This is a genomic window from Pseudacidovorax sp. NFM-22 (assembly GCF_021401245.1).
Taxonomy (GTDB): domain Bacteria; phylum Pseudomonadota; class Gammaproteobacteria; order Burkholderiales; family Burkholderiaceae_C; genus Xenophilus.
Map to the genome: position 1 here is coordinate 67,639 of NZ_JACBFY010000006.1, position 24,641 is coordinate 92,279.

General features: G+C 71.0%; 23 protein-coding genes. 13 read left to right on the plus strand and 10 right to left on the minus strand.

Annotated features, from left to right (window positions below; genetic code table 11):
- The first annotated feature begins 104 nt into the window (after positions 1-104).
- From L0984_RS20600 to L0984_RS20615, 4 genes are all read left to right on the plus strand, one after another.
- Positions 105-413, plus strand: a complete 309-nt coding sequence (locus L0984_RS20600) for a DUF485 domain-containing protein (RefSeq protein WP_234195975.1) — start codon at positions 105-107, stop codon at positions 411-413.
- Entirely contained in the window at positions 410-2,152 is a 1,743-nt protein-coding gene (locus L0984_RS20605) for a cation acetate symporter (protein ID WP_234195977.1), read from the plus strand. The genes L0984_RS20600 and L0984_RS20605 overlap by 4 nt, the downstream gene beginning before the upstream one ends.
- A gap of 123 nt (positions 2,153-2,275) precedes the next feature.
- Entirely contained in the window at positions 2,276-3,826 is a 1,551-nt protein-coding gene (locus L0984_RS20610) for an alkaline phosphatase D family protein (protein ID WP_234195979.1), read from the plus strand.
- A gap of 285 nt (positions 3,827-4,111) precedes the next feature.
- On the plus strand, positions 4,112-5,320 hold the full coding sequence (locus L0984_RS20615) for an MFS transporter (protein ID WP_234195981.1): 1,209 nt from the start codon (positions 4,112-4,114) through the stop codon (positions 5,318-5,320).
- 1,126 nt (positions 5,321-6,446) lie between these two features.
- On the opposite strand, the gene L0984_RS20620 is transcribed toward L0984_RS20615, so the two are convergent.
- The gene (locus L0984_RS20620) at positions 6,447-7,907 is read right to left on the minus strand and encodes an MFS transporter (RefSeq protein WP_234195983.1); all 1,461 of its coding nucleotides are present in this window, start codon (positions 7,905-7,907) and stop codon (positions 6,447-6,449) included.
- A 122-nt stretch (positions 7,908-8,029) separates the two neighbouring features.
- Here L0984_RS20620 and L0984_RS20625 point away from each other — a divergent pair, with 122 nt between their 5' ends.
- Positions 8,030-8,266, plus strand: a complete 237-nt coding sequence (locus tag L0984_RS20625; RefSeq protein WP_017758568.1) for a hypothetical protein — start codon at positions 8,030-8,032, stop codon at positions 8,264-8,266.
- 267 nt (positions 8,267-8,533) lie between these two features.
- Here the strand turns inward: L0984_RS20625 and L0984_RS20630 are convergent, their stop codons facing one another.
- The 5 genes from L0984_RS20630 to L0984_RS20650 form a co-directional block, all read right to left on the minus strand.
- Positions 8,534-9,364, minus strand: coding sequence for an urease accessory protein UreD (locus L0984_RS20630; RefSeq protein ID WP_234195985.1), 831 nt, complete (start codon positions 9,362-9,364; stop codon positions 8,534-8,536).
- 131 nt (positions 9,365-9,495) lie between these two features.
- Positions 9,496-10,014 (minus strand): nucleoside deaminase, encoded by a 519-nt coding sequence (locus L0984_RS20635; protein WP_234195987.1) that lies wholly within the window; start codon positions 10,012-10,014, stop codon positions 9,496-9,498.
- Between the two features lie 231 nt (positions 10,015-10,245).
- Positions 10,246-10,515 (minus strand): hypothetical protein, encoded by a 270-nt coding sequence (locus L0984_RS20640; RefSeq protein WP_234195989.1) that lies wholly within the window; start codon positions 10,513-10,515, stop codon positions 10,246-10,248.
- A gap of 140 nt (positions 10,516-10,655) precedes the next feature.
- On the minus strand, positions 10,656-11,618 hold the full coding sequence (locus tag L0984_RS20645) for an isopenicillin N synthase family dioxygenase (protein ID WP_234195991.1): 963 nt from the start codon (positions 11,616-11,618) through the stop codon (positions 10,656-10,658).
- A gap of 17 nt (positions 11,619-11,635) precedes the next feature.
- Positions 11,636-12,664 carry an ABC transporter substrate-binding protein gene (locus tag L0984_RS20650; protein WP_234195993.1) on the minus strand — a complete coding sequence of 343 codons (1,029 nt, stop codon included), beginning with the start codon at positions 12,662-12,664 and terminating at the stop codon, positions 11,636-11,638.
- A 531-nt stretch (positions 12,665-13,195) separates the two neighbouring features.
- On the opposite strand from L0984_RS20650, the gene L0984_RS20655 reads away from it, so the two are divergent.
- Positions 13,196-14,200: an isopenicillin N synthase family dioxygenase gene (locus L0984_RS20655; protein ID WP_234195995.1), complete on the plus strand. Its 1,005-nt coding sequence runs from the start codon at positions 13,196-13,198 to the stop codon at positions 14,198-14,200.
- 211 nt (positions 14,201-14,411) lie between these two features.
- On the opposite strand, the gene L0984_RS20660 is transcribed toward L0984_RS20655, so the two are convergent.
- Complete coding sequence (locus L0984_RS20660) at positions 14,412-15,101, minus strand: GntR family transcriptional regulator (RefSeq protein ID WP_234195997.1); 690 nt, start codon at positions 15,099-15,101, stop codon at positions 14,412-14,414.
- A gap of 103 nt (positions 15,102-15,204) precedes the next feature.
- Between L0984_RS20660 and araD the strand changes: the two genes are divergently transcribed.
- The 6 genes from araD (at position 15,205) to L0984_RS20690 (ending at position 21,803) form a co-directional block, all read left to right on the plus strand.
- The gene (gene araD, locus L0984_RS20665) at positions 15,205-16,935 is read left to right on the plus strand and encodes an L-arabinonate dehydratase (protein ID WP_234195998.1); all 1,731 of its coding nucleotides are present in this window, start codon (positions 15,205-15,207) and stop codon (positions 16,933-16,935) included.
- A 74-nt stretch (positions 16,936-17,009) separates the two neighbouring features.
- Complete coding sequence (locus L0984_RS20670) at positions 17,010-17,720, plus strand: ribonuclease activity regulator RraA (protein WP_234196000.1); 711 nt, start codon at positions 17,010-17,012, stop codon at positions 17,718-17,720.
- A gap of 44 nt (positions 17,721-17,764) precedes the next feature.
- Positions 17,765-18,745 (plus strand): Bug family tripartite tricarboxylate transporter substrate binding protein, encoded by a 981-nt coding sequence (locus L0984_RS20675; RefSeq protein ID WP_234196002.1) that lies wholly within the window; start codon positions 17,765-17,767, stop codon positions 18,743-18,745.
- A gap of 13 nt (positions 18,746-18,758) precedes the next feature.
- Complete coding sequence (locus L0984_RS20680; protein WP_234196004.1) at positions 18,759-19,730, plus strand: tripartite tricarboxylate transporter substrate binding protein; 972 nt, start codon at positions 18,759-18,761, stop codon at positions 19,728-19,730.
- Between the two features lie 64 nt (positions 19,731-19,794).
- Entirely contained in the window at positions 19,795-20,754 is a 960-nt protein-coding gene (locus L0984_RS20685; protein WP_234196006.1) for a 2-hydroxyacid dehydrogenase, read from the plus strand.
- A 47-nt stretch (positions 20,755-20,801) separates the two neighbouring features.
- Positions 20,802-21,803, plus strand: coding sequence for a Bug family tripartite tricarboxylate transporter substrate binding protein (locus L0984_RS20690; RefSeq protein ID WP_234196007.1), 1,002 nt, complete (start codon positions 20,802-20,804; stop codon positions 21,801-21,803).
- Positions 21,804-21,846: 43 nt separating this feature from the next.
- Here L0984_RS20690 and L0984_RS20695 read toward each other — a convergent pair whose 3' ends face one another.
- Together L0984_RS20695 and L0984_RS20700 are read right to left on the minus strand one after the other, a co-directional pair.
- Positions 21,847-22,296, minus strand: a complete 450-nt coding sequence (locus L0984_RS20695; protein ID WP_234196639.1) for a C40 family peptidase — start codon at positions 22,294-22,296, stop codon at positions 21,847-21,849.
- 89 nt (positions 22,297-22,385) lie between these two features.
- Positions 22,386-23,435, minus strand: a complete 1,050-nt coding sequence (locus L0984_RS20700; protein WP_234196009.1) for a DUF2272 domain-containing protein — start codon at positions 23,433-23,435, stop codon at positions 22,386-22,388.
- Between the two features lie 271 nt (positions 23,436-23,706).
- Between L0984_RS20700 and L0984_RS20705 the strand changes: the two genes are divergently transcribed.
- On the plus strand, positions 23,707-24,120 hold the full coding sequence (locus L0984_RS20705) for an OsmC family protein (RefSeq protein WP_234196011.1): 414 nt from the start codon (positions 23,707-23,709) through the stop codon (positions 24,118-24,120).
- 104 nt (positions 24,121-24,224) lie between these two features.
- Here L0984_RS20705 and L0984_RS20710 read toward each other — a convergent pair whose 3' ends face one another.
- Positions 24,225-24,638 carry a GFA family protein gene (locus L0984_RS20710; protein ID WP_234196013.1) on the minus strand — a complete coding sequence of 138 codons (414 nt, stop codon included), beginning with the start codon at positions 24,636-24,638 and terminating at the stop codon, positions 24,225-24,227.
- Positions 24,639-24,641: the final 3 nt, after the last annotated feature.

Sequence of the window (24,641 nt, forward strand, 5' to 3'; positions counted from 1 at the left end):
CGACTTGGATTGCAATGTGACGAATGATTGCGCCGGGTCCGCGCGCCGGGACCGGCATCGAAGAATGCGGCACAGGCTCATTCCAGATGCCAGGAGACAACCCCATGAAAGACCCGGTCGCGGAGCGCATCCGCTCCCATCCCAAATACCTTGAGCTGCGGCGGCGCCGCAACCGCCTGGGCGGCTGGCTCACCGCGATCATGCTGCTCGTCTACTACGGCTATGTCGCGCTGATCGCCTTCGACAAGCCCTTCCTCGCGCAGCCCATCGGCCAGGGCGTGACCACGCTGGGCATTCCCATCGGCCTGGGCGTGATCGTCTTCACCATCGTCATCACGCTGGCCTACATCCGCCGCGCCAATGGCGAGTTCGACCGGCTCACGGCCGAGATCCTGAAGGAGGCCGGCCAATGACGCGCGTTTCCTTGCGCACCACCGCGGCCCGCCTGGCGCCGGCCGCGCTGCTCCTGCTGGCCGGCCTGGCCCATGCCGCAGGCGGCGACGTCGGCCAGGTGGCCAAGCAGCCCACCAACTGGATCGCCATCGGCATGTTCATGGTGTTTGTCGCGGGCACGCTCTACATCACCAAGTGGGCGGCCAAGCGCACGCGCTCGGCGGCCGACTTCTACACCGCGGGCGGCGGCATCACCGGCTTCCAGAACGGGCTGGCCATCGCGGGCGACTACATGTCGGCCGCCTCCTTCCTGGGCATCTCGGCGGCCGTGATGGCCACGGGCTACGACGGGCTCATCTATTCCATCGGCTTCCTGGTGGGCTGGCCGGTGCTCACCTTCCTGATGGCCGAGCGGCTGCGCAACCTGGGCAAGTTCACCTTCGCCGACGTGGCCGGCTACCGCTTCCGGCCCGGCCCCATCCGCGCCTTCGCGGCCAGCGGCACGCTGGTGGTGGTGGCCTTCTACCTGATCGCGCAGATGGTGGGCGCGGGCCAGCTCATCAAGCTGCTGTTCGGCCTTGACTACTGGGTGGCGGTGGTGATCGTGGGCGCGCTGATGATGGTCTACGTGCTCTTCGGCGGCATGACGGCCACCACCTGGGTGCAGATCATCAAGGCCGTGATGCTGCTGGCCGGCGTGACCTTCATGGCGGTGATGGTGCTGGCGGCCTTCCACTTCAGCCCCGAGGCGCTGTTCGCCAAGTCGGTGGAGGTGCGCACGCAGATCGCCGCCAACGCCGGCAAGTCGCCCGACGAGGCGCGCAGCATCGGCCTGGCCATCATGGGCCCGGGCGGCTTCGTCAAGGACCCGATCTCGGCCATCAGCTTCGGCATGGCGCTGATGTTCGGCACCGCCGGGCTGCCGCACATCCTGATGCGCTTCTTCACCGTGCCCGACGCCAAGGAGGCGCGCAAGTCGGTGGGCTGGGCCACGGTGTGGATCGGCTACTTCTACCTGCTGATCTTCATCATCGGCTTCGGCGCCATCACGCTGGTGCTGACCAACCCCGAGTTCGCCAACGTGGCCACGGGCGTGATCCACGGCGGCGCCGGCGCGACCAACATGGCGGCCGTGCTGGTGGCCAAGGCGGTGGGCGGCAACGTGTTCTTCGGTTTCATCTCGGCGGTGGCCTTCGCGACCATCCTGGCCGTGGTGGCGGGCCTGACGCTGTCGGGCGCCTCGGCGGTGTCGCACGACCTCTATGCCACGCTGATCAAGCAGGGCCGTGCCGAGCCGCGCGACGAGCTGCGCGTCTCGCGCATCACCACCGTGGCGCTGGGCGTGATCGCGGTGCTGCTGGGCATTGCCTTCGAGAAGCAGAACATCGCCTTCATGGTGTCGCTGGCCTTCGCCATCGCGGCCTCGGCCAACTTCCCGGTGTTGTTCATGAGCGTGCTGTGGAAGGACTGCACCACGCGCGGCGCGGTGATCGGCGGCACGCTGGGCCTGGCCGCCTCGGTGGGGCTGACCATCGTCTCGCCCTCGGTGTGGGAGGCGACGCTGGGCTATCCCAAGGGCTCGGCGCTGTTCCCCTACACCTCGCCGGCCCTGTTCTCCATGGCCATCGGCTTCGCGGGCATCTGGCTGTTCAGCCTGCTCGACCGCAGCCGCCAGGCCGCCGCCGAACGCGCGGCCTTCCCGGCGCAGCAGGTGCGGTCGGAGACCGGGCTCGGCGCGTCGGGCGCCTCCGGGCACTGAGCGCAGCATCTCGCGGGTGGGGCGGCATCCTTCGCTCCGCGCCTTTCCCGGGGGTGCGGCCCGCGCCAGGGGTGCGCCGGCAAGGACAGCTGGCGGCAAGGCGCAGCGGGGCATGATCGGGCCATGCCGTCTTCCGTCCGACTCCTGTCGCAGCTCTCCCGCCGTCGCCTGCTGCAAGGCGCGGCGGGCGCGGCGCTCGCCGCTCCCTTCCTCCGCTTGCATGCCCAGGGCGGCGACAGCCGGCCGCTCTTCACGCTGGGCGTGGCCTCCGGCTGCCCCACGGCCGAGGGCGTGGTGCTGTGGACCCGCCTTGCCCCCGATCCGCTGGCGGGCGGCGGCATGGGCGAGGCGCCGGTGCCGGTGGACTGGGAACTGGCCGAGGACGAAGGCTTCGCCCGCATCGTCGCCCGCGGACGGGCCATCGCGATGGCCGACCTGGCGCACTCGGTGCACGTCGAGGTCGCAGGCCTGGCGCCCGGCCGCGACTACTGGTACCGCTTCACGGCGCAGGGCATGCGCAGCCCCGTCGGCCGCACCCGCACCGCGCGGGCGCTGCAGGACGCGCAGCCGCTGCGGCTCGCCTTCGGCTCCTGCCAGCAGTACGAGCAGGGCTTCTACAGCGCCTACCGCGACATGGCCGCGCAGGACCTGGATGCGGTGGTGCACCTGGGCGACTACATCTACGAGTCCTCCTGGGGCCGCCACCATGTGCGCCGCCACGAGGCCGGCCTGCCGCAGGACCTGGCCGGCTACCGCAACCGCTACGCGCTCTACAAGGGCGACGCCGACCTGCAGGCGGCGCATGCGGCCTTCCCCTGGTTCGTCACCTGGGACGACCACGAGGTGCAGAACGACTATGCCAACGACCGCTCGCCGCAGACGCCCGATCCCGCGCAGTTCATGGCCCTGCGCGCGGCCGCCTACCAGGCCTGGTACGAGCACATGCCGGTGCCGGCCTGGATGCGTCCGCAGGGCGCGCAGGCCCGCATCCACGGCCGCTGGCAGATGGGCGGCATGGCCGAGCTCTTCGTGCTCGACGGCCGCCAGTACCGCTCGGCCCATCCCTGCGTGCCGGTGACCGGCAACAAGGGCTTCGTCGACTGCGACGAGCGCACCGCCGCCAGCCGAAGCTATCTGGGCGCAGAGCAGGAGGCCTGGCTCTACCAGGGCCTGGCGCGCGCCCAGGGCCGCTGGACGCTGATCGCGCAGCAGACGCTGATGGCGACGGCCCCGCGCAGCCGTGGCGAGGAGCGCGGCTACTGGGTCGACGGCTGGGACGGCTACGCCGCCAACCGCGAGCGCCTGTACGGCGCGCTGGCGGCGCGGCCCGAGCGCAACGCGCTGGTGCTCAGTGGCGACGTGCACTGCTTCTGGGCCGCCGACCTGCAGCGCGCCGGCGACGCGGCGCCACTGGCCACCGAATTCGTGGGCGGCTCCATCAGCTCGCAGGGTCCGTCGATAGCCACGGTGGCGGCGCTGCAGGCCAGCAACCCGCAGCTGCGCTGGGGCCGTGGCGACGTGCGCGGCTATGCGCTGGCCACGCTGGCGCCAGCCGAGGCGCGCGTGGAGTTCCGCGCGGTGGACGACATCCGGCGCGCCGATTCCAGCGTGAGCCGGCTGGCGCGCTTCGTGGTCGAGCACGGTTCGCCGGGCGTGCACACGGTGGCGGGCTGATGCCGCGCGGGTCTGCCGTCCCTGGAGTGGCGGACGACGCGCGGTGCCTGCCGGCATTGGGCGCCGTTCGGCCCCGGACGGCGCTCCGTGGCCCCTCGCAACCGCTGCACGGGAAGACCCCGCCTGCCGACCCGGATTCGCCCCTCTGTCGCCGCCATGCCCGCCGACGCTGTTAGGGTCGGCGATTTCCGGGTTTTCCCTCATCCTTGGCCGACCACCGGTTCCGCTTGCCGATTGGCAATGCCGGCCGGCGTCCTGCGCCCTGTTCTGTCCCGCGCCTTGCCCATGACTTCCGCCGCTTACCTCGCCGACGCCCAATCCGAACGCACGCTATTGCGGGCCGTGCTCGCCCTGGGCCTGGGCGGTTTCTCCATCGGCACGGGCGAGTTCGTCATCATGGGCCTGCTGCCCGAGGTGGCGCGCGACATCGGCACCAGCATTCCGCAGGCCGGTCATGCGATCAGCGCCTATGCGCTGGGCGTGGTGGTGGGTGCGCCGGTGCTGGCGGCGCTGGCCGCGGGCTGGCGCCGCCGTGTGCTGCTGATGGCGCTCATGGCCTTCTATGCCATCGGCAACATCGCCAGCGCCCTCGCGCCGGATTACCTGTCGCTGCTGGGCCTGCGGCTGTTGACCGGCCTGCCGCACGGCACTTATTTCGGCGTCGCGGCGCTGGTGGCGGCGGCCCTGGCACCGCCCGGGCAGCGGGCGCGCGCGGTCGGTCTGGTGATGCTGGGCCTGACCGGCGCCACGCTGGTGGGCGTGCCCATCGCGGCCTGGCTGGGCCAGCATTTCGGCTGGCGCGCGGCCTTCGTCTTCGTCGGGCTCATCGCCGCCGCGGCGGTGCTGATGATCCGCCTGTGGGTGCCCGACATGGCGGCGGCGCAGGGGGCCAGCCCCATGCGCGAACTGGGCGCGCTGCGCCGGCGCCAGGTGTGGTTCACCCTGGGTATCGCGGCCATCGGCTTCGGCGGCATGTTCTGCGTGTTCAGCTACGTCAAGCCCACGCTGACCGAGGTGGCCGGCCTGTCGGTGGGCCGTGTGCCGCTGGTGCTGGCGCTGTTCGGTGTCGGCATGGTGGCGGGCAACCTGGTCGGCGCGCGCCTAGCCGACCGGGCGCTGATGCCGACCATCGGCGGCATCCTGGCCTATGCGGCGGTCGTGCTGGCGGCCTTCTCGGTCACGGCCCACCACCCGGTCGCGGCGTCGATCAACATCCTGCTGGTCGGCACGCTGGTGGCCATCGGCCCGGCGCTGCAGATCCGGCTGATGGACGTGGCCGGCGACGCCCAGACCCTGGCCGCGGCCCTGAACCATTCGGCCTTCAACATGGCCAACGCCTTGGGCGCGTGGCTCGGCGGCGTGGCCATCGACGCGGGTCTTGGATGGACCTCGACGGGCTGGGTGGGCGCGCTGCTGGCGCTGGCCGGGCTGGCGCTGTTCGCGGCGGCCCTGGCAGATGGGCGTCGCACGTCGCGGGGGGCGCGGCTGGCGTGAGTTCGTTGTCTTGGCGGGCGCTTCTGCTGGGCGCTTCGTATTGGATGGTGAGCCGGGATTGCGTGTGTTCGGTGGTTGGCCTGGGTGGCTTGCTCATTGGCTGGCCCACGACTCCTGTTGCTTGATCTGCCAAGTGCCAACTTCGTCGGATGACCACCGGCAGGGGTGCTAACCGGCGGAGGGCGCCGGCATGCGTGCTCCCGGTGCACGCTCGCGCTGACCGGCTTGGTGCACACGGCGGGTGCTCGCTTTCCGTCGACGTGCTTGCCGCACTGCACGGCGCCGCGAATGGCACCTCCGCACGCACACCGGCACCCTCCGCCTCGACGCTGCGCCCGAACGGCCGGGTTCGGCCGCCCAGGTCCTCACTCCGTTCGCCCTGAGCCTGTCGAAGGGCAGAGCGGCGCGCTGGGTATATGAGCGGCGCTCCTGAGCCGCCTCCATGCAACCGCTAGGGGAGGGGCTTCGACAGGCTCAGCCCGAACGGGTTGGGTTTGACTGGCCGGCATTAGCTCCTGCGCCCGAAGGGTCCAGAGCACCCCAAGACCCAACAACGCCAAAGATCCAATGGTGTCAAAGGCCCAACGGCCCAACGGCCCAACGGCCCAACGGCCCAACGGCCCAAAGACCCAAAGACCCAAAGACCCAAAGACCCAAAGACCCAAAGACCCAAAGACCCAAAGACCCAAAGACCCAAAGACCCAAAGACCCAAAGACCCAAAGACCCAACGGCGCCAAAGACCCAGGATCCAAAAAACGGAGGGCTCGCGCGCAGCGTCGAGGCGGAGGGTGCCGGTGTGCGTGCGGAGGTGCCATTCGCGGCGCCGTGCAGTGCGGCAAGCACGTCGGTGGAGAGCGCGCACCCGTGTGGTGAGGCAAGCCGGTCAGCGCGAGCGTGCACCGGGAGCGCGCATGCCGGCGCCCTCTGCCGGGTTACCGCCCCGACGACCTGCGAACCCAGGCATTCATAGCGCCCCGACGACCTGCGGACCCGGGCCTTCAGAGCGCCGCGACGACTTGCGAACCCAGGCCTTGAGATCGCCTCACGACTTGCGAACCCAGTGCTTTCAGATCGTCCCTACGACTGGCAACAGTCCCCCCGGACTGCCCCACCCACCCGACCGGCTCAAGACCCCCGCCGCGCCCCCTCCATCGGCGGCGCGATCTCCTCCAGCGTGCGCCGTTCCGCATCCACGCCCCAGCGCAGCGCCGCCAGCCCCGCCGCGATCACCAGCGCTGCACCGATGCCGTAGCCGATGGCCACCGCCCCGCGGCTGCCCGTCTCGATCAGCGCACCGAAAAGCCAGGGCGCCACGAAGCCCCCCGCACCCGTGCCCACCGCATAGAACAGCGCAATCGCGATGGCCCGCATCTCCAGCGGGAACACCTCGCTCACCGTCAGGTAGGCCGAACTGGCCGCCGCCGAGGCCAGAAAGAACACCGCCGACCAGGCCAGCGCCTGCGTCAATGCATCCAGCCAGCCCGCCATGAAGGCCACGCCCGTCAGCGCCAGGCCCACGCCCGCGCCCGCATAGGTGAGGGCGATCATCCGCCGCCGGCCCACGCTGTCGAACAGCGGTCCCAGCAGCAGCGGCCCCAGCACATTGCCCAGCGCGAAGGGAAAGATGTAGAGCGCCACCCGCGACGCATCCACGCCGTGGAAGCGCGTCAACACCAGCGCATAGGTGAAGAAGATCGCGTTGTAGAAAAAGGCCTGCGACAGCATCAGCCCCAGCGCCACCGCACTGCGCTGGCGGTAGTGCACCAGCAGCACGCGCGCCACCTCGCGCAGGCTGGGACTGGGCCGGTGGCCCACCGGCGCATGCACGGCCGGCGGCGGCAGCGGCCTGTGCTCCCGCGCCACCCGGGCCTCGATGTCGGCCAGGATCCGCTCGGCCTCCGCCGCCCGCCCGTGCGCGGCCAGCCAGCGCGGACTTTCGGGCACATGGCGGCGGATCAGCACGATGGCCAGGGCCAGCAACGCACCCAGCGCGAAGCCCACCCGCCAGCCCCACACCGGGCCGAACACCCGCGGGTCGAGCACCACCAGCGCCAGCCCCGCGCCCAGCGCGGCGCCCAGCCAGAAGCTGCCGTTGATCGCCAGATTGACCCGGCCCCGCACCCGCGCCGGCACCAGCTCGTCGATGGCGGAGTTGATCGCCGCATATTCGCCGCCGATGCCCAGGCCGGTGAAGAAGCGGCAGACCGCGAAGACCGCGAAGGTGGGCGAGAAGGCGGTGGCGAAGGTCGCAGCGGCGTACACGGCCAGGGTGAGCATGAACAGCTTCTTGCGGCCCAGCCGGTCGGTCATGCGGCCGAAGACCAGCGCACCGGTCACCGCCCCCGCCACGTAGAGCGAGCCGGCCAGGCCCACCTGCGCGGCCGTCAGGCCCAGGGTGTCGCCGCGCTCCAGCACGCCGCCGATGGAGCCGACCATCGTCACCTCCAGCCCGTCGAGCACCCAGGCGATGCCCAGCGCGATCACCACGCGCCAGTGCCAGCGCGACCAGGGCAGTCGGTCCAGTCGTGCGGGGATGTCGGCGCCTGCAGGCGCCGAGGGAGAGGCAGAAGTGGCAAGGGTCGTCATGGCGCTCCGATCAGCGGGCCACGCTAGCGCGGCCCGGGACGCGGAGGCGTCGGCCATGGCTGACAGGCGATGTGGCGAATGGACGTAGACGGACCCGGGCGCCCGGCCGCAGCGTCGTGCCAATGACCCAAGCCCAAGACCCCTCCCAGGACGTCGCCGCGCAAGGCGCGACGCCCACCTCGTCGCCGCAGCGCGAGACGTCCCGCCAGGACAAGGCCTCGCCCGGCACGCATTACAAGGACGAGCCGGAAGTCACCCAGGAAGAATCCGTGCCCCTCGACGGCAAGGACCCGGTGGGCGAGAAGATGATGGAAAAGCTGGGCGACGAACGTCGCCAGCAGCAGGAGGATCGCCAATGAAGCGCGGGCACGACGCACTACTGGCAATGGGCGACCCGGTGCCCGTCATCGATCCGCCGCAGCCCACCCCGGTGCCGCCGTTGACCGAACCCTTCCCGCCCGGCACGGAGCCGGCGCCGCCCGTGCCGCCGTCGCCCTCGCCGGAGCCGCTGCCCGCGCCGTTTCCTGCGTAGCCGGCGAGACGGGCCGGAAGCCCCACGCCCCACGCCCCGGCCGCCCGGCCACGCGTGACGACCGATGCCGGGCCCATGCCGGCAATGGGCCGGCTCAGGTGGACCAGATGCGCGGTGGCGCCCCGTCCAGCCGCCACAGTTCGCGGCGCCAGTCGGTCCAGATGCCGCGCAGCAGCTGCATCGCCGGCTCGACCACCGGCGCCAGCACCCGAACGACGATCACCGAGGGCTGCGGGCTGGTGGCGCCCGCGGTCTCGCCCAGGGCGTGGCTGTCGATGCGGGTGCGTGCGATCTCCAGCAGGGCCTCGCGCCGTTCGCGAGGGATGGGCGTGCCGCTCACATGGAAGAGCGAGGCAAGGCAGCGCCGACCGGCCAGGCCCAGCGCACCGTCGAGCAACGGGGCATCGCCCGCCTCGATGCGCCCTCGCTCCAGCCAGACACCGGGCACCTCCAGGTGCTGCTGCAGGCGGCCCGCCACGAAGGGCTGGCCTGCATGGGGCAGGCCGAGGGCCGTCACGTCCCAGCCGATGAGTTCGCCGCCCGGTGCCACATCCAGGCGCAGGCGGTTGTGGGCCTGGCAGCCGCTGTAGCACAGGGCTTCCAGCGGCAGCCATTCCAGCCGTGCCCCGGCCTGCACCTGCAGCTGCGTCTGCTGCACTGCGGCTTCGCCTTCGCTGCGGTAGAAGCGGGATGCGCCCGGTGTGGTGACCAGGCCGTGGCTGCCGGCAGCGGCCGTCACGCGGATGTCGAGCGTGTCGCCACCCACCAGGCCGCCGGGTGGGTGCACCAGCACGTTGTGGCAGATGGCGTCGCCTTCAGGGTAGAGGCTCTGCAGGATGCGCAGCGGACCGTCGTGGCGGAAACGCGCCACGCTGCGGCCGTCGCGCGCGGCATAGTCGATGGAGAGTCGGGCGTGCCAGGGCATCGGGGGGAGTCTAAGCAGGCAGAAAGTGCGATCCCGGCGGCACGGGCCGCACAGACGGCCTGCCGCCGACGACTGCGTCGCGGCATCGCAGTGCGGCGGCCGGAAACGCGTCCGGAATGAAGCCGCTCAGGTTATGCGGCCTTCCACGCCCCGACGTGCGCCGCACCGGCCTCGTCGATCAAGGCGGGGCCGAGGCAGTCGATGGCATGCGGTGAGGCGCGGAACACGTCGCGGCAGGAGAGTTCGGCATCGCGCTGGTCCGAGCGCTCGCCACGGAATTCGCGCAGCCGCTCGGCGTCGATGCCGAACACCACCCGGCCGATGCCCGACCAGAAGATCGCCCCCGCGCACATCACGCAGGGCTCGGCCGAGGAATAGAGGGTGGCCTTGGCCAGCACCTCGCGGCCCAGGCCCAGGCCGGCGAGCTTGCGGATGGCGTTGGTCTCGGCATGGCCGGTCACGTCGCCGGTTTCGCCGCTGTTGCAGTAATCCTCGGTCAGCACGCGGTTGTCCTCGGAAACGATGACGGCGCCGAAGGGCCGGTTGCCGCGGCGGCGGCCGGCATGCGACCAGCCGATGGCCTTGCGCAGGTAGCGACCGTCGCGTTCGTCGAGCGCGACTTCCGGGGGAAGCAGGGAGGCAGAAGACATCAGGGAAGGCGGCGGGCAGTTGCCGCGGAACGAAGGGGGAGAGGCAGAACGGCCGGTCGCCGCAGACTGCAGGAGGCATGCCAGCCGCGCCGGAAAGCGCGCGGTGGGCACGGGACAGGGATTTCAATGCGCCAGGCTTGGCGACGGTGGACGGCCTGCGATGAAGCCGGCGGGAAGGACAGGATCAATCGGCGCGGGCGCGGGCGCGGGCGCGGGCGCGGGCGCGGACGATCAGGCGTCGAAGTCCAGCGAACGCTCCTGCCGGTGCAGCGGTGCCTCGGGCGGCAGCGTCGACTGGCGAAGGGTGCGCAGGCCCAGCTCGGTGATGCCGAAGACGACCGCCTCGCGGGCGGAGCCCGGCCCGAAAGGCCCTACAGCCGGCACGCTGGCGGTGATCAGCTGGGCGGCCTTCAGCAGCAGCACGTGGTCCACCTCGGCCGTCTGTCGGACGGCCAGCGGAAAGCGTTCCTTCTCGATGCGAGCCAGGTATTCGAGCGACATCGCCACCTCCTGTGCGAGCCGTGATTCTGTGACTTAATTCACAAATAAGTGTGACGCTGGATCAAGGCCTTGTGTCGACTGTGAGTACTTGTTCGCGACAGCGGCACGGGCCGGCGCCGGCAGCGCGGCGCGCCGCCGCATCAGGCCGCGGCGGCGATGCCGTAGGTGCGGCGGTACATCTCCACCAGGTGCTCGCCAGCGGTGCAGGGCGCGAAGCGCGGCGCCTCGCCCGCGGGCACGGTGCCGGGCACCGCCTCGATGCGGGCCAGGTAGTCGGGTTCGTAGAAGAAGGGGATGGAATAGCGCGGCGCGCCGCCCGAATGCAGGTTGCGCACGCGGTGCGGGTTGGAGTGGTACAGACCGTTGGTCCAGCGCGGGATCATGTCGCCCAGGTTGACCACGAAGCACCCGTCGACGGGCGTGGCGGGCAGCCAGTCGCCGCCGGGCATCTGCACCTCCAGGCCGCCATGGCCGTCCTGCGCCAGGATGGTGATGGCGCCCCAGTCGGTGTGGGCCCCGGCGCCGAAGGTGCGCTCGTCCGCGCCTTCGGGATGGGCGGGGTAGCGGATCATGCGCAGCGTGACCATGGGGCTGTCGCTGGTGGCGTCGAACCAGGTCTCGGGGAGCTGCAGCGACAGGGCCATCAGCTGCATCAACCGGCGCGACAGGGCCAGCATGGCCTGGATGTAGGCCTCGCACCGGGCGGGCGCCTCGGGCACCTCGGCCGGCCACTGGTTGTGGCCGTAGGTCTGGTAGCCGGCCAGCACATAGGGATGGTCGGCCGGGTAGGCCATGCCGCAGTAGAAGCTTTCCTTCAGGTCGGGCCGCGCCGCCGCATCCAGCGTCTGCGCGCCCATCAGCTCGTAGCCGCGCATCGCGGGCGACTTGTGCATCTCCAGCGCTTCGCGCGTGGCCATGGGCACGTCGAGCAGCCGGCGGGCCAGCTCGAACTGGGCCTGCACCTGTTCGGCCGGCACGCCGTGGTGGCGCACGTAGAAGAAGCCCGAGGCCATGGCGGCGGCGCGCATCTGCGCGGCCACCTCGGCGCTGCGCGGCCCGCCCAGGGCGAGCGCGCCGTCCAGGTCGATGACGGGGATGGTCATGACGGCCTCGTACGCGCTCAGGCCTTGAGCTTGCGGTCGGCGGCCGCGGGCAGGAAGCGGTCGGTCCAGATGTCGGCCACGGTGGGCGAGCCCTTCAGGCCGAAGGCGGCGACGGTCTCGTCGATGGTGGCCTGCAGGCGCTCGGGCGTCGCGGCGCCCCAGCCGTGGGCCATCGTACCGGGCGTCCTCATGCTGCCGTCGACGATCAGCTGCAGCCGCTCGTGCTCGATGGCCTCGTTGGCCAGCGGCTCGCGGGCCTTGATGGCGGCGGCGCCGGCCTTGGTGTCGGCCATGGCCTCGATCCAGCCGCGCGTGGTGGCCTTGACGAAGGCCTTCATGGCCTCGGCGTTCTCCATGCTCTTCGCGTTGGCGACCAGGCCGTTGCCGTACGACTTCATGCCGTAGTCGGAGAAGCGGAACGCCGTGATCTGCTCCGGCCCCATGCCGCGCAGCTTGAGGTTGAGCAGGCCGGTGAAGTAGAAGTAGCCCGCGCCATCGAAGTCGCCCTTGACGAAGCGGGTGTCGCCGATGTCGGGTGCCACGTTCTCCCACTTCACGCTGGCCGGATCGAAGCCCTGGGCCTTGGCGAAGACGGGGAACAGCTTGCGCGAGGCGTTGAAGGGCTGGCCCAGCAGCGTCTTGCCCGCCAGGTCGGTGGGCTTCTTGATGGGGCCGTCCTTGCGCACGAGGATGGCGTTGGGGTTCAGGTCGTACTGGATGGCCACGGCCTTGAGGCCGGCCGTGGGGTTGTTGACGTCGAACTCGACCATGGTCGCCAGGTCGGCCGAGGCGCAGTCGTAGGCGCCGCTGCCCACCAGGCTGATGGCGGCGGCCGAGCCGTTGCCGGTGTCGATGGCGACGTCCAGTCCGGCGTCCTTGTAGTAGCCGCGCTGCTGCGCCAGCAGGAAGCCGGCGGCCGTGGCCTCGACCTTCCAGCCCAGGTTGAACTTGAACTTCTGCAGGGAACCCTGGGCCCGCACGAAGGGCGTGGCGGCAAGCAGGGTGGCGGCGCCCGAGGCGGCCAGGAGGGAGCGGCGGTGCAGCATGGTGCGGTCTTCGAAAGGATGCGTTGGAAAGCCTCGCGGGCCATGGGCCAGACGCGGGGATGCCAGAGCAATTTCCGGGCGGCTCCGGGTGGGGCCGCTGAACGCTTCTACTCCTGCAAGGGTTTCAGCACGATCCATGCCGCGCGCGTCGCAATGCCTGCGCGCCCGCGCCGGCTGGGCTTGACTCATTAGCGCTCGCGTGTGGTGCAGGTATGGCAACGCGCGCACCGCCCTGGTTGGTCGCGCCCCGGCTTGGCGCAAGAGACCCTTGGTCGATCTCGGAAAGCGCACAAAACGCTTGCCGCGCCCCGGGGTGCGCCGCCCATAATCGCGGCCCAAAGAGTAGAAGCGTTCAGCAACGCCCGCCTGCCGCACCGGCAGGTGTCAGCGGCCCGGGAATTGCTCTTGACGTCCTGCCCACGTGCACCGTGGCGCGGCGCGATCAGGATGCAACAGCAGCCCGAAGCCCGCCCTCCATGGTCTCCGACGGACGGACATCTTTCCTTCCACCCACTCACGGAGAGCCCCACCATGACCGCCATCGCCACCACCGCCCCCGACTTCGCCCTTGCCGAGCTTGAAAAGGAATCGCGCATGGGCGCGATGGGCTCCGAGACCAACACCCGCGAAGTCCGCCGCATCAGCCTGGCCGACTTCGACGCCCGCCGCGCCGAGATCGCCGACCAGCTGTGGGACGCCGCCGTCGACGTCGGCTTCTTCCAGCTGGTGGACCACGGCATCGACTTGGCCGACATCCGCGCCGCCTTTGCCGAAGCCGAACGCTTCTTCGCGCTGCCCGATGCGGTGAAGGCCCAGTACCCGCTGGCCAACAACGCCGGCTGGGAAAGCAAGGCCCAGGTGCGGCCGTCGACCGGCACCGCCGACCAGAAGGAGAGCTACCAGATCACGCTGCCGCTGATGGGCCCGCTCTTTCCGACCGAGGCGGAGCTGCCCGGCTTCAAGGCCGCCATGCTGGCCTTCGAGCAGAAGAGCTGGGAGATCGGCATGAAGGTGCTGTCCTGCTTCGCGCTCAAGCTGGGCTTCGACACCGAGTTCTTCACGCGCGCCCACGACAAGTCCAGCGCCGAGTACCAGAGCACGCTGCGCCTGCTGCACTACTACGCCATCCCGCCCGAGGCGCAGGCGAACCTGGACCTCTGGCGCGCCGGTGCGCATACCGACTTCGACTGCCTGACGATCCTGTATCAGCGCCAGGGCCAGGGTGGGCTGCAGGTGTGCCCGGGCAAGGAATTCGAGAAGCAGGAGTGGACTTCCATCCCACCCGATGAGGACGTCATCACCTGCAACATCGGCGACATGCTCATGCGCTGGAGCGACGACCAGCTGCCCAGCAACTTCCACCGCGTGCGCAACCCGCTGCCGGGCGAGTACATGGGCCCGCGCTACAGCATCGCCTTCTTCTGCCAGGCCAACCGCGACGCGCTGATCGAATCGCCCTCTGGCAAGTACCCGTCCATCACGGCGGGCGACTATCTCAAGCAGCGGATTGCGGCGAACTTCGGCAAGAAGTACTGAGCCTCGGGGCGTGGGCCTGGGGCCCAACGCCAGTCAGCGAGCCAAAGACCGTTTGGGCTGATCGAAAGCCGTTCGGGCTGAGCCTGTCGAAGCCGGGCACGCGCCTGGCAAAGCCCTTCGACAAGCTCAGGGCGAACGGCTCAACTGACGTGCCTGGGCAACGGGCAACGGGCAACGGGCAACGTGCAACGTGCAACGGGCAGGCTTGCGCTCAGGCCAGCACGTAGTCCGGGTACTGCCGGCAGATTTCGTCCACCGCGCTGAGCGTGCCCGACAGGTGCGTGCGCAGCGCCTGCTGTGCGGCGGCCGGGTCGCCGGCCTCGATGGCGCGCACGATGGCGCGGTGGTCGCGCAGGATCGACTCGGTCTTGCCCGCCGTGGGCAGGTGCAGCCGCCGCAGCCGGTCCACATGGCCCGAGGCCTTGTTGACCAGCGTCCACAGGTCGGGCACCTCGGCCGCCTCGTACATCAGGCGGTGGAAGTCGCGGTCGGCGTCCACGAAGTCGCCGTAGCGCTGGGCCTTGGCCAGGGCCGACTGCTGCGTCAGCGTGGCCTTCAGCCGCGCCAGAAGATCGGGCGGCGCGCTCGTCGCCAGCTGGTGCACCAGCTCCAGCTCCAGCGAGCGGCGAAGGAAGTGCGCCTGCCGCGCGGCCGCGATGTCGATGCGGCTGACCAGCGTGGCGTGCTGCGGAAACACGTCCACCAGCCCTTCCTCGGCCAGGCGCAGCAGGGCCTCGCGCACCGGCGTCTGGCTCACGCCGAAATGGTCGGCCAGCTCCTGGCGCGCGAGCACCGAGCCGGGGGGGAGGTCGAGCGCGAGGATCGCGCCGCGCAGCGTTTCGAGCACCTGCGGCGCGGCCAGGCGCGTGCGGTCGAGTCGGGTCCTGGACAGGGGAGCCATCAGCGCCCGGATTCTGGCATTTGACGCACTAATATATTAGTGTTTCAATGCGCCTCGACCGCCGGATCGACGAACACCGGCGGCATCGGAGACACGCCCCTTCATGACCCGCCGCACCCCCGAGAGCCTGCGCAGCGCGCGCTGGTTCGCCCCTGACGACTTCCGCTCCTTCGGCCACCGCTCGCGCGTGCTGCAGATGGGCTATGGCTACGAGGACTGGATGGGCAAGCCCGTCATCGCCATCGTCAACACCTGGAGCGATGCCAACCAGTGCCACAGCCACTTCAAGCAGCGGGTGGAGGACGTCAAGCGCGGCATCCTGCAGGCCGGCGGCTGGCCGCTGGAGCTGCCGGCCATCTCGCTGTCGGAGAGCATGGTCAAGCCCACCTCCATGCTCTACCGCAACTTCCTGGCCATGGAGACCGAGGAGCTGCTGCGCAGCCATCCGGTGGACGGCGCCGTGCTCATGGGCGGTTGCGACAAGACCACGCCCGGCCTGGTGATGGGCGCCACCAGCATGGGCCTGCCCTTCATCTACCTGCCGGCCGGCCCCATGCTGCGCGGCAACTGGAAGGGCCGCGTGCTGGGCTCCGGCTCCGACGCCTTCAAGTACTGGGACGAGCGCCGCGCCGGCCGCCTGGACGAGACCGCCTGGCGCGAGATGGAGGCCGGCATCGCCCGCAGCCACGGCACCTGCATGACCATGGGCACGGCCGCCACCATGATGGGCATCGCCGAGGCCGTGGGCCTGACGCTGCCGGGCGCGAGCAGCATTCCGGCCGCCGATGCCAACCACATCCGCATGAGCGCCGACTGCGGCCGCCGCATCGTCGAGATGGTGTGGGACGACCTCACGCCCGCGCGCCTGCTCAGCCGCGCCAGCTTCGAGAACGGCATCGCCTGTGCCATGGCCATGGGCTGCTCGACCAACGCCATCATCCATCTGATCGCCATGTCGCGCCGCGCCGGCCACCCGGTGAGCCTGGAGGACTTCGACGCCGCCAGCCGCCGCGTGCCGGTGATCGCCAACATCCGGCCCAGCGGCGATGCCTACCTGATGGAGGACTTCTATTACGCCGGAGGCCTGCGCGCCCTCTTGGAGGCGATCCGCGGCCACCTGCAGACCGAGGCGCTCACCGTCAACGGCCGCACGCTGGGCGAGAACATCGCCGGTGCCGAGGTGCACCACGCGGACGTGATCCGGCCGCTGGACAACCCCATCTATGCCGAGGGCGCGCTGGCCGTGCTGCGCGGCAACCTGGCGCCCGATGGCGTGGTCATCAAGCCCAGCGCCTGCGCGCCGCACCTGCTGCAGCACACCGGCCGCGCGCTGGTGTTCGACGACTATCCCTCGCTCAAGAAGGCGGTGGAAGACCCGGCGCTGGACGTCACCGGCGAGGACATCCTGGTGCTGCGCAACGCCGGCCCGCGCGGCGCCGGCATGCCCGAATGGGGCATGCTGCCCATCCCCACCAAGCTGCTGCGCCAGGGCGTGAGCGACATGCTGCGGCTGTCGGATGCGCGCATGAGCGGCACCAGCTACGGCGGCTGCCTGCTGCACTGTTCGCCTGAGGCGGCGGTCGGCGGCCCGCTGGCACTGGTGCAGACCGGCGACCGCATCAGCGTGGACGTGCCTGCGCGCCGCATCCACCTGCATGTGGACGACGAGGAACTCGCCCGCCGCCGCGCCGCCTGGGCCCCGCCGCCGGCGCGCTACGAGCGCGGCTATGGCTGGATGTTCGGCCGCCACATCAAGCAGGCCCACGAGGGCTGCGACTTCGACTTCCTCGAGACCAGCTTCGGCCGGCCCGTGCCGGAGCCGGACATCTTCTGACGCCAACTGGGCGCGGATTGCAGCGCGCCCGTGCCTCCCGCACCGACTTCCTCTTCTTCCGACAGGAGCCCTCCGTGAAATACCAGACCCGCGCGCTGCTGATGAAGGTCAGCACCGCCACGCTGTGCACCGCGCTGTTCAAGCGCGGCCTGCGCCACCAGATGATCCAGGACGTGCGTCCGCTCAACCCCGGCCTGCCCAACATGGTGGGCGAGGCCTTCACGCTGCGCTACATGCCGGCGCGCGAGGACCGCAACCGCATCGACGTCTTCCTCGACCGCAACCATCCGCAGCGCCAGGCCGTGGAGCAGTGCCCGCCCGGCGCCGTGCTGGTGATCGACAGCCGCAAGGACGCGCGCGCCGCCTCGGCCGGCGGCATCCTGGTCGCGCGGCTGATGAAGCGCGGCGTCGCCGGCGTGGTCACCGACGGCGGCTTTCGCGACAGCCCCGACATCGCGCGCTACGACATGCCGGCCTACCACCTGCGGCCCAGTGCCCCGACCAACCTGACGCTGCACGAGGCCATCGAGATCAACGGCCCCATCGGCTGCGGCGATGCCCCGGTGTTCCCGGGCGACGTGGTGGTGGGCGATGCCGAGGGTGTGGTTGTCATCCCGGCCCACCTGGCCGACGAGATCGCGGCCGAGGCCACCGAGATGACGGCCTTCGAGGATTTCGTGCAGGAGAAGGTGATGGAAGGCCGCTCCATCCTCGGCCTGTACCCGCCCACGGACGAGCAGAGCCGCAGCGACTTCGCCGCCTGGCGCGCCGAGCGCGGCCGCTGAGCCCCGCAGGCCCGCACCCATCGAACAACAACGGAGACGACACCATGACCATCAACCGCCGCCAGGCCCTGCAGGCCGGCATCGCCCTAACTTTGCCCAGCCTGGCCTTTGCCCAGGGCGAATGGCCCACCGCCAAGCCCATCACCTACGTGGTGCCCTTCACGCCGGGCGGCTCCACCGACATTGTCGGCCGCACCCTGGCACAGAAGCTGGGCGAGAGCCTCAAGCAGTCCGTGGTGGTGGACAACCGCCCCGGCCAGGCCGGCGGCATCGGCGCCGCCTACGTGGCCAAGGCCGCGCCCGATGGCTATACCCTCTTCGGCGGCACCATCAGCACGCATGCCATCAATGCCAGCCTGTACCGCAAGCTGCCCTACGACCCGGTGAAGGATTTCGAGCCGGTCTGCCTCACGGCCCGCCTGCCCAACGTGCTGATCGTGAACACGCAGCTGGGCGTCAACTCGGTGGCCGAGCTGGTGGCACTGCTCAAGAAGGATCCGTCCAAGCGCAACTTCGCCTCGTCGGGCGCGGGCACTTCCACGCACCTGGCGGGCGAGATGTTCGCGGACGCCATCGGCGTCAAGTTGACCCACGTGCCCTACAAGGGCACGCCGCCGGCCATGACCGACGTGGCCGCGGGCCTGGTGCCCTTCATGTTCGACCAGGTGACGGCGGCCCTACCGCTGGTGCAGAGCGGCAAGCTCAAGCTGCTGGCCGTGACCACCGCCAAGCGCATCGCGCTGCAGCCCCAACTGCCCACCATGATCGAGGCCGGCCTGCCCGGCTTCGAGATGTCGTCCTGGCAGGCCGTGTATGCGCCCAAGGGCACGCCCAAGCCCATCGTGCAGCGCCTCAATGCCGAGATCGTGAAGGCCCTGCGCCAGCCCGACGTCAAGGACAAGCTCGAAGGCCAGCTGGCCATGGAGATCGTGGCGAGCTCGCCCGAGGAGCTGCGCGACTTCATGGCGCAGGAGATCCCGCGCTGGGCCGAGCTGGTGAAGAAGTCCGGCGCGACCGCCGACTGAAAGGGCGCGCGCCATGCAACGCAGACACCTGCTCGGCGCCCTGGGCGCCAGCGCCGCCGCCTGGGCCCTGCCGGCCGCGGCGCAGACGGCCTTTCCCAGCCGCTCGCTGACCATCGTGGTGCCCGCCTCGCCGGGCGGTGCCATCGATCTGGCCGCCCGCCTGATCGGCCAGAAGCTCTCCGAGGCCTGGGGCCAGCCGGTGGTGGTGGACAACCGCGCCGGGGCCACCGGCATCATCGGCACCGACTTCGTGGCCAAGAGCCCGCCCGACGGCCACACGCTGGCGCTGGTGGCCAGCAGCCATGCCATCAACCCGAGCATGGTGCGCAAGCTGCCCTTCGACACGCTGCGCAGTTTCGAGCCCGTGGTGCTGACCCATGTGGTGCCGCTGGTGCTGGTGGTGGCGCCCAGCCTGCCGGTGCGCAGCGTGCAGGAGCTGGTCGCCTATGCCAAGGCGCGGCCGGGCCAACTGGCCTTCGCCTCCAGCGGCTCGGGCGGCGCGCCGCACTTCTCGGGCGAGCTGTTCAAGAGCATGGCGGGGCTGGACCTCACGCACATTCCCTACAAGGGCAGCACGCTGGCCCATCCGGACCTGATGAGCGGCCGCGTGGCGCTGATGTTCGACACGCTGGCGGCGGTCAATGCCCAGGTCAAGGCCGGCAAGCTGCGCGCCCTGGCCGTGACCACGCCGCGGCGCGTGGCCATGCTGCCCGACGTGCCCACCATGGCCGAGGCGGGCCTGCCCGGCTACGAGACCAGCACCTGGGGCGGCCTGCTCGCGCCGGCCGGCACGCCGGCGGCGGCCATCGGCCGGCTGAACACCGAGGTCGACCGCATCCTGGCGCTGCCCGAGGTGCGCCAGCATTTCCAGAACGCCGGCATGGAGCCCGGCGGCGGCACGCCGCAGCAGTTCGGCGCCTTCATCGCCAGCGAGATGGCCAAGTGGGCGCAGGTGGCCCGCCAGGCCGGCATCCAGCCCGAATGAGCGGCCGTGCGCCCTTGACGAACGCAGCCCGGCGACGGTCGCCCGGGCGCACTTTGCGAGAACCATGACCCTCGACACCCGACCCCGCATCCTCCAGAACGGCCCGCTGCTCCCGCAGCTCGAACAGGCGCTGGCCGCCACCTACCGGCTCACGCTGCTGCAGGCCCAGCCCGACCCGGCGGCCTTCCTGGCAGCGGAGGGCGCGCAGTTCGACGGTATCGCCTGCACGGCGCGCATCGGTGCGCCGCGGGCGCTGATCGATGGGCTGCCCTCGCTGCGCGTCATCTCCAACTTCGGCGTGGGCTTCGAGACCATCGACGTCGAGCGGGCCCGCGAGCGCGGCATCGCAGTGGGCTACACGCCCGACGTGCTCAACGACTGCGTGGCCGACACGGCCTTCGGCCTGGTGATGGACGTGGCGCGCCGCTTCAGCGCGGCCGACCGCTTCACCCGCCGGGGCGACTGGCTGCGCGGGCAGTTTCCGCTCAGCCACCGCGTCAGCGGCAAGCGCCTGGGCATCGTGGGCCTGGGCCGCATCGGCCGTGTCATCGCCCGGCGTGCCAGCGGCTTCGACATGGACGTGCGCTACCACAACCGCCGGACGGTGGACGACGTGCCCTACGGTTACGAGCCCACGCTGGAGGGTCTGGCGCGTTGGGCGGACTTCCTGGTCGTGGCCAGTGCCGGCGGGCCCGCCACGCGCGGATTGATCTCGGCCGCGGTGCTCGATGCGCTGGGGCCGCAGGGCTTCCTCGTCAATGTGTCGCGCGGCACCGTGGTCGACCAGGCGGCGCTGGTTCAGGCCCTGCAGCAGGGCCGCATCGCCGGCGCCGGGCTCGACGTCTTCGAGCAGGAGCCCCAGGTGCCCGAGGCCCTGTTCGCCATGGACAACGTGGTGCTGCTGCCCCACGTGGCCAGCAATACGCACGAGACCCGCCAGGCCATGGCCGACCTCGTGATGGACAACCTGGCCAGCTACTTCGCCACCGGCCGCGTCCGCGTGCCGGTGCCGGGCTCGGCCTGACTCAAGCAGCCTTCGACGAATCCACAGACCAACGAGGAGCAGATCCCATGGAGACAAGACCTTTCCTTCGGCGCCGCGGCGCCCTGCTGGCGGCCACGGCCACGGCCACGGCCCTGGCCGTCCTGGCGCCATGGGGCGCGCTGGCGCAGCCGGCCTGGCCGGTGCGGCCGGTCACGCTGATCGTGCCTTTTTCGCCCGGCGGCGGCACCGACATCGCGGCGCGCCTGCTGGCCACGCGGCTCAGTGCCAAGCTGGGCCAGTCGGTGGTGGTGGAGAACCGCGCCGGTGCCGGCGGCCTGGTGGGCGCCGACCTGGTCGCCAAGGCCAAGCCCGACGGCTACACGCTCTTCTTCGGCAACGTGGGCACGCAGTCCATCAACCCCTGGCTCTACAAGATGCCCTACGACCCGGACAAGGCCTTCGCACCGGTGTCGCTGTTCGCCGAGCTGCCCTTCGCCTTCGTCATCAACACCGCGCTGCCGGCGCGCACGCCCAAGGAGCTGGTGGCACTGGCCAAGGCCGCGCCGGGCAAGTACACCTTCGCCAGCTCGGGCAACGGCGGATCGCCGCACCTCACGGGCGAGATCTTCCAGCAGGCCACGGGCATCGAGCTGCGGCATGTGCCCTACAAGGGCGGCGGGCCGGCCATGGCGGACCTGATCGCCGGCCATGTGGACATGCTCTTCGCCTCGGTGCTGGAGACCTCGGGCTACGTCAAGGCCGGCAAGCTGCGCGCGCTGGCCGTGACCAGCGCCCAGCGCTCGCCCGCCATGCCCGACGTGCCGACGCTTGCCGAACTGGGCGTGCCGAATGCCGAGTCCGGCTCGTGGACGGCCGTGATGGCGCCGGCCGGCACGCCGCCGGCCATCGTCGAGCGGCTCTCCACGGCCGTGCAGGAGGTGGCCCGCATGCCCGAGGTGAAGGAGGCGCTGATCGCGCAGGGCGCCACGCCGCGCGGCAGCACCGCGGCCGAGCTGCAGCAGGTGATCGATGCCGACAAGGCCCGCTACGGCCAGGTGATCAAGACGCGGGGCGTGCGCATCGACTGAGGCCGATGCCGCGCGCGGCCGGGCTGCCGTGGTGCGCGACGAGTCAGGGCCGCCGGGCGCTCACCGGCTGCTTGGCCCAGTACACGCCGGCAAGTTGATCCAGCCGCACCGTGCCGCCGGTCGACGGCGCGTGCACGAAGCGCCCGCCGCCCACGTAGATGCCGGCGTGCGTGGGCCGGCCGCGACCGAAGAGCACGAGGTCACCTGTGCGGAGCGCGTCGACGCGCACCGGCTCGCCGAACTCGTCCAGCTGCGCCACGGTGCGCGGTGGAACGAGGCCGGCGCGGGTGCGGTAGACATAGCCGATCAGCCCGCTGCAATCGAAGCCGCCGTCGGGCGTGTTGCCGCCATAGCGGTAGGGTGTGCCGACCAGGCCCAGGGCGTGGATGGCGATGTCGCTGGCCTGGTCGGGTGTGAGCGCGGGATAGTTGAAGCGGTCGGGCCGCGGTGGCGCGCTGCCGCAGCCTGCCAGCAGCAGGCCCTGTACAAGCATCGCCGAGAGGAAGAGTCGCTTGCCGGGCGTCACGGCCGCGATTCTGGCGCAGGCCGCTGCCCGCGCACCGACGGCCGACCCTGCTGCCATCAGCGCCATTGCAGCAGCAGCACCCACGGTGCGGTGTTCATGTGACGGTCGGTGCAACCGCTGCAGCCAGGCTGGTAGCTCGCATCCAGAAGTCGGGTGCCCGGCGCGAAGGCCAGGCGCCGACCAGTGACGCCCTCGAGCACATTGCCGCCGACGGTGTCGAGGCCGCCGTCGTCCACCTGCACGACCACGTCGCAATGCATGGGCAGGCCGCTGCCGGTGGCGCGGCGGCGCTCCAGCGCTTCGCCCAGTTCGTCCAGCGTCACGAGGTCGCGGCTGGCGGCGCGGGCATGGCACACCAGGTCGCCCACGCGGGGCGTGGTGGTGCGCAGGTCGCAGGCCCGCATCGCGCCCGCGGACGGGGCGCCGGCGCTTTCCTGCAGGCGGGTGTGCCAGGCCTCGGCCGCATAGTCGGCATGGGCCTCGGAGAAGATGAACTCGCCCGGCTGCAGGCCGGCCTCGCGCGCGACCCAGCTGACGAAGGCGGCGGACCAGGGCGTGTCGATCACGGCGACGCGGGCCAGTGCCACGGCGATGGCGCGGCGCTCGTCGCTCTGCAGTCCGACGCCCGTGCCGACGCCCAAGCCCTGCAGCAGGTCGGCAGAGGCCATCTGCAGCGCCTGTTCCAGCAGTTCGCGTTGCGCCGGGCGCAGGGCGCCGAAGCGCACGGCCGAGGGCCAGTGGGCCCGCTCGGCCTCGTCGACGGCGGACCAGTAGCGCATCACGCGCTGCCAGGGCGCGGGCCGGGCGAAGGCGCCGCGCTCCTCGGCTTCCGCGGCGCCGCTGCGGATCAGGCGGCCTTCGGCATCCAGCTGCGCGCCGCCCCAGGCGGCGTGCTCGGCCTGCGCGATGCGGGCCATGGCGAGGGCGCGCGGCGGCGAAGGCTGGCCGCTCGTGGCCGCGCAGCGTTCAGGTGGGGACGATGCCGCCGCCCTGTCGCTGGCGGCGGCGCAGGGCAGGCTGGCGATCAGCACAAGGCCGGCGACGAGACGGGCCTGCGCCCAGGTGCGCAAGCGGGATCGCGGCGCGGCGAGAGCCGATGGAGACATGGCGCGCGAGCATACGCTGCGCGGGTTGCGGGTTGCGGGTTGCGGGTTGCGGGATGCGTCAGTGCGCGCGGCGCAGGCGATGTCGCACCGGCGTTGCGCGAAGCGGGGCTTGGCCCTCCTGTATCGTCCATCCGAGACGTCGGCCAGCGCTTGAACGGCACATGGACTTGGAACACCGTCGCGCAGCCGTCGTCCCGTGGATTCCGGCCACGGCGCATCGCGGTTGAGCCGGACCCTTTCTTTTCCTTCCTTCCAAATCCAGGAGCACCGAATGACCGTCACCGTTCGCCGCAACGGCAGCAGCGGCACTGCCCACACGCTGCAGATCCGCGGCCATGCCATCACCGTCGACGCCTCGATCGCAGGCGGCGGCACCGATGCCGGCCCCGAGCCGCACGACCTCTACGACGCCGCGCTGGCCGCCTGCAAGGCGCTCACGATGCTGCTGTACGCACAGCGGCGCGGCATCCCGGTCGAGGACATCCAGGTCGACGTCGACCGCGACGCCAGCCAGGAGCGGCAGGGCATCTACCGGCTGTCGGCCCGGCTGCAGGTGGGCGGCGCGCTCAGCGATGCCCAGCGCGACGAGTTGCTGCGCGTGGCCGGCAAATGCCCGGTGCACAAGCTCATGACGGAAGTGAAGGCCGAGATCGAGACAGGCTGGGCGGACGGCCCGGCTGCCTAGGGCCGGCCGACCTTGGGCAAAGGGCCGTTTCCCTTCGGGCTGCGCCGCGCCTGCTCCTGTCCCATCGCGAAGCGGCGCGGCCCCCGTTCATCGCGCCGACAACCCTAGCCCGGCATGCGCTCGAAGGCCGTGAGCGACGGATCCACGCGGTCCCAGGTCAGGCCGCGCACGCGGTAGGTCACCACCTGCGGCGCAAAGCGCGCCGGTTCGTCCAGGCTGCCGGCGGGCACGGCGACCAGATCGGGCATGGCGGTGAAGCGCAGGGCCACCGATGTGCCGCACACCGGGCAGAAGGCGTGGATCTTGGTGTTTCCGCTGTCGCCCACTGTCTCCCAGTGCCGCAGTTCGCCGGTCAAGGCCAGCTCGGCGCTCGACGCGAAGGTCAGCCAGGAGCCATGGCCTGTACCGCTGCGGCGCTGGCAATCCCGGCACTGGCAGTGGTTCTGGAACACAGGCGCATGCGGCGTGCTGTAACGCACCGCGCCGCATGCACATCCGCCGGTGAAGGGCAGGTTCATGGC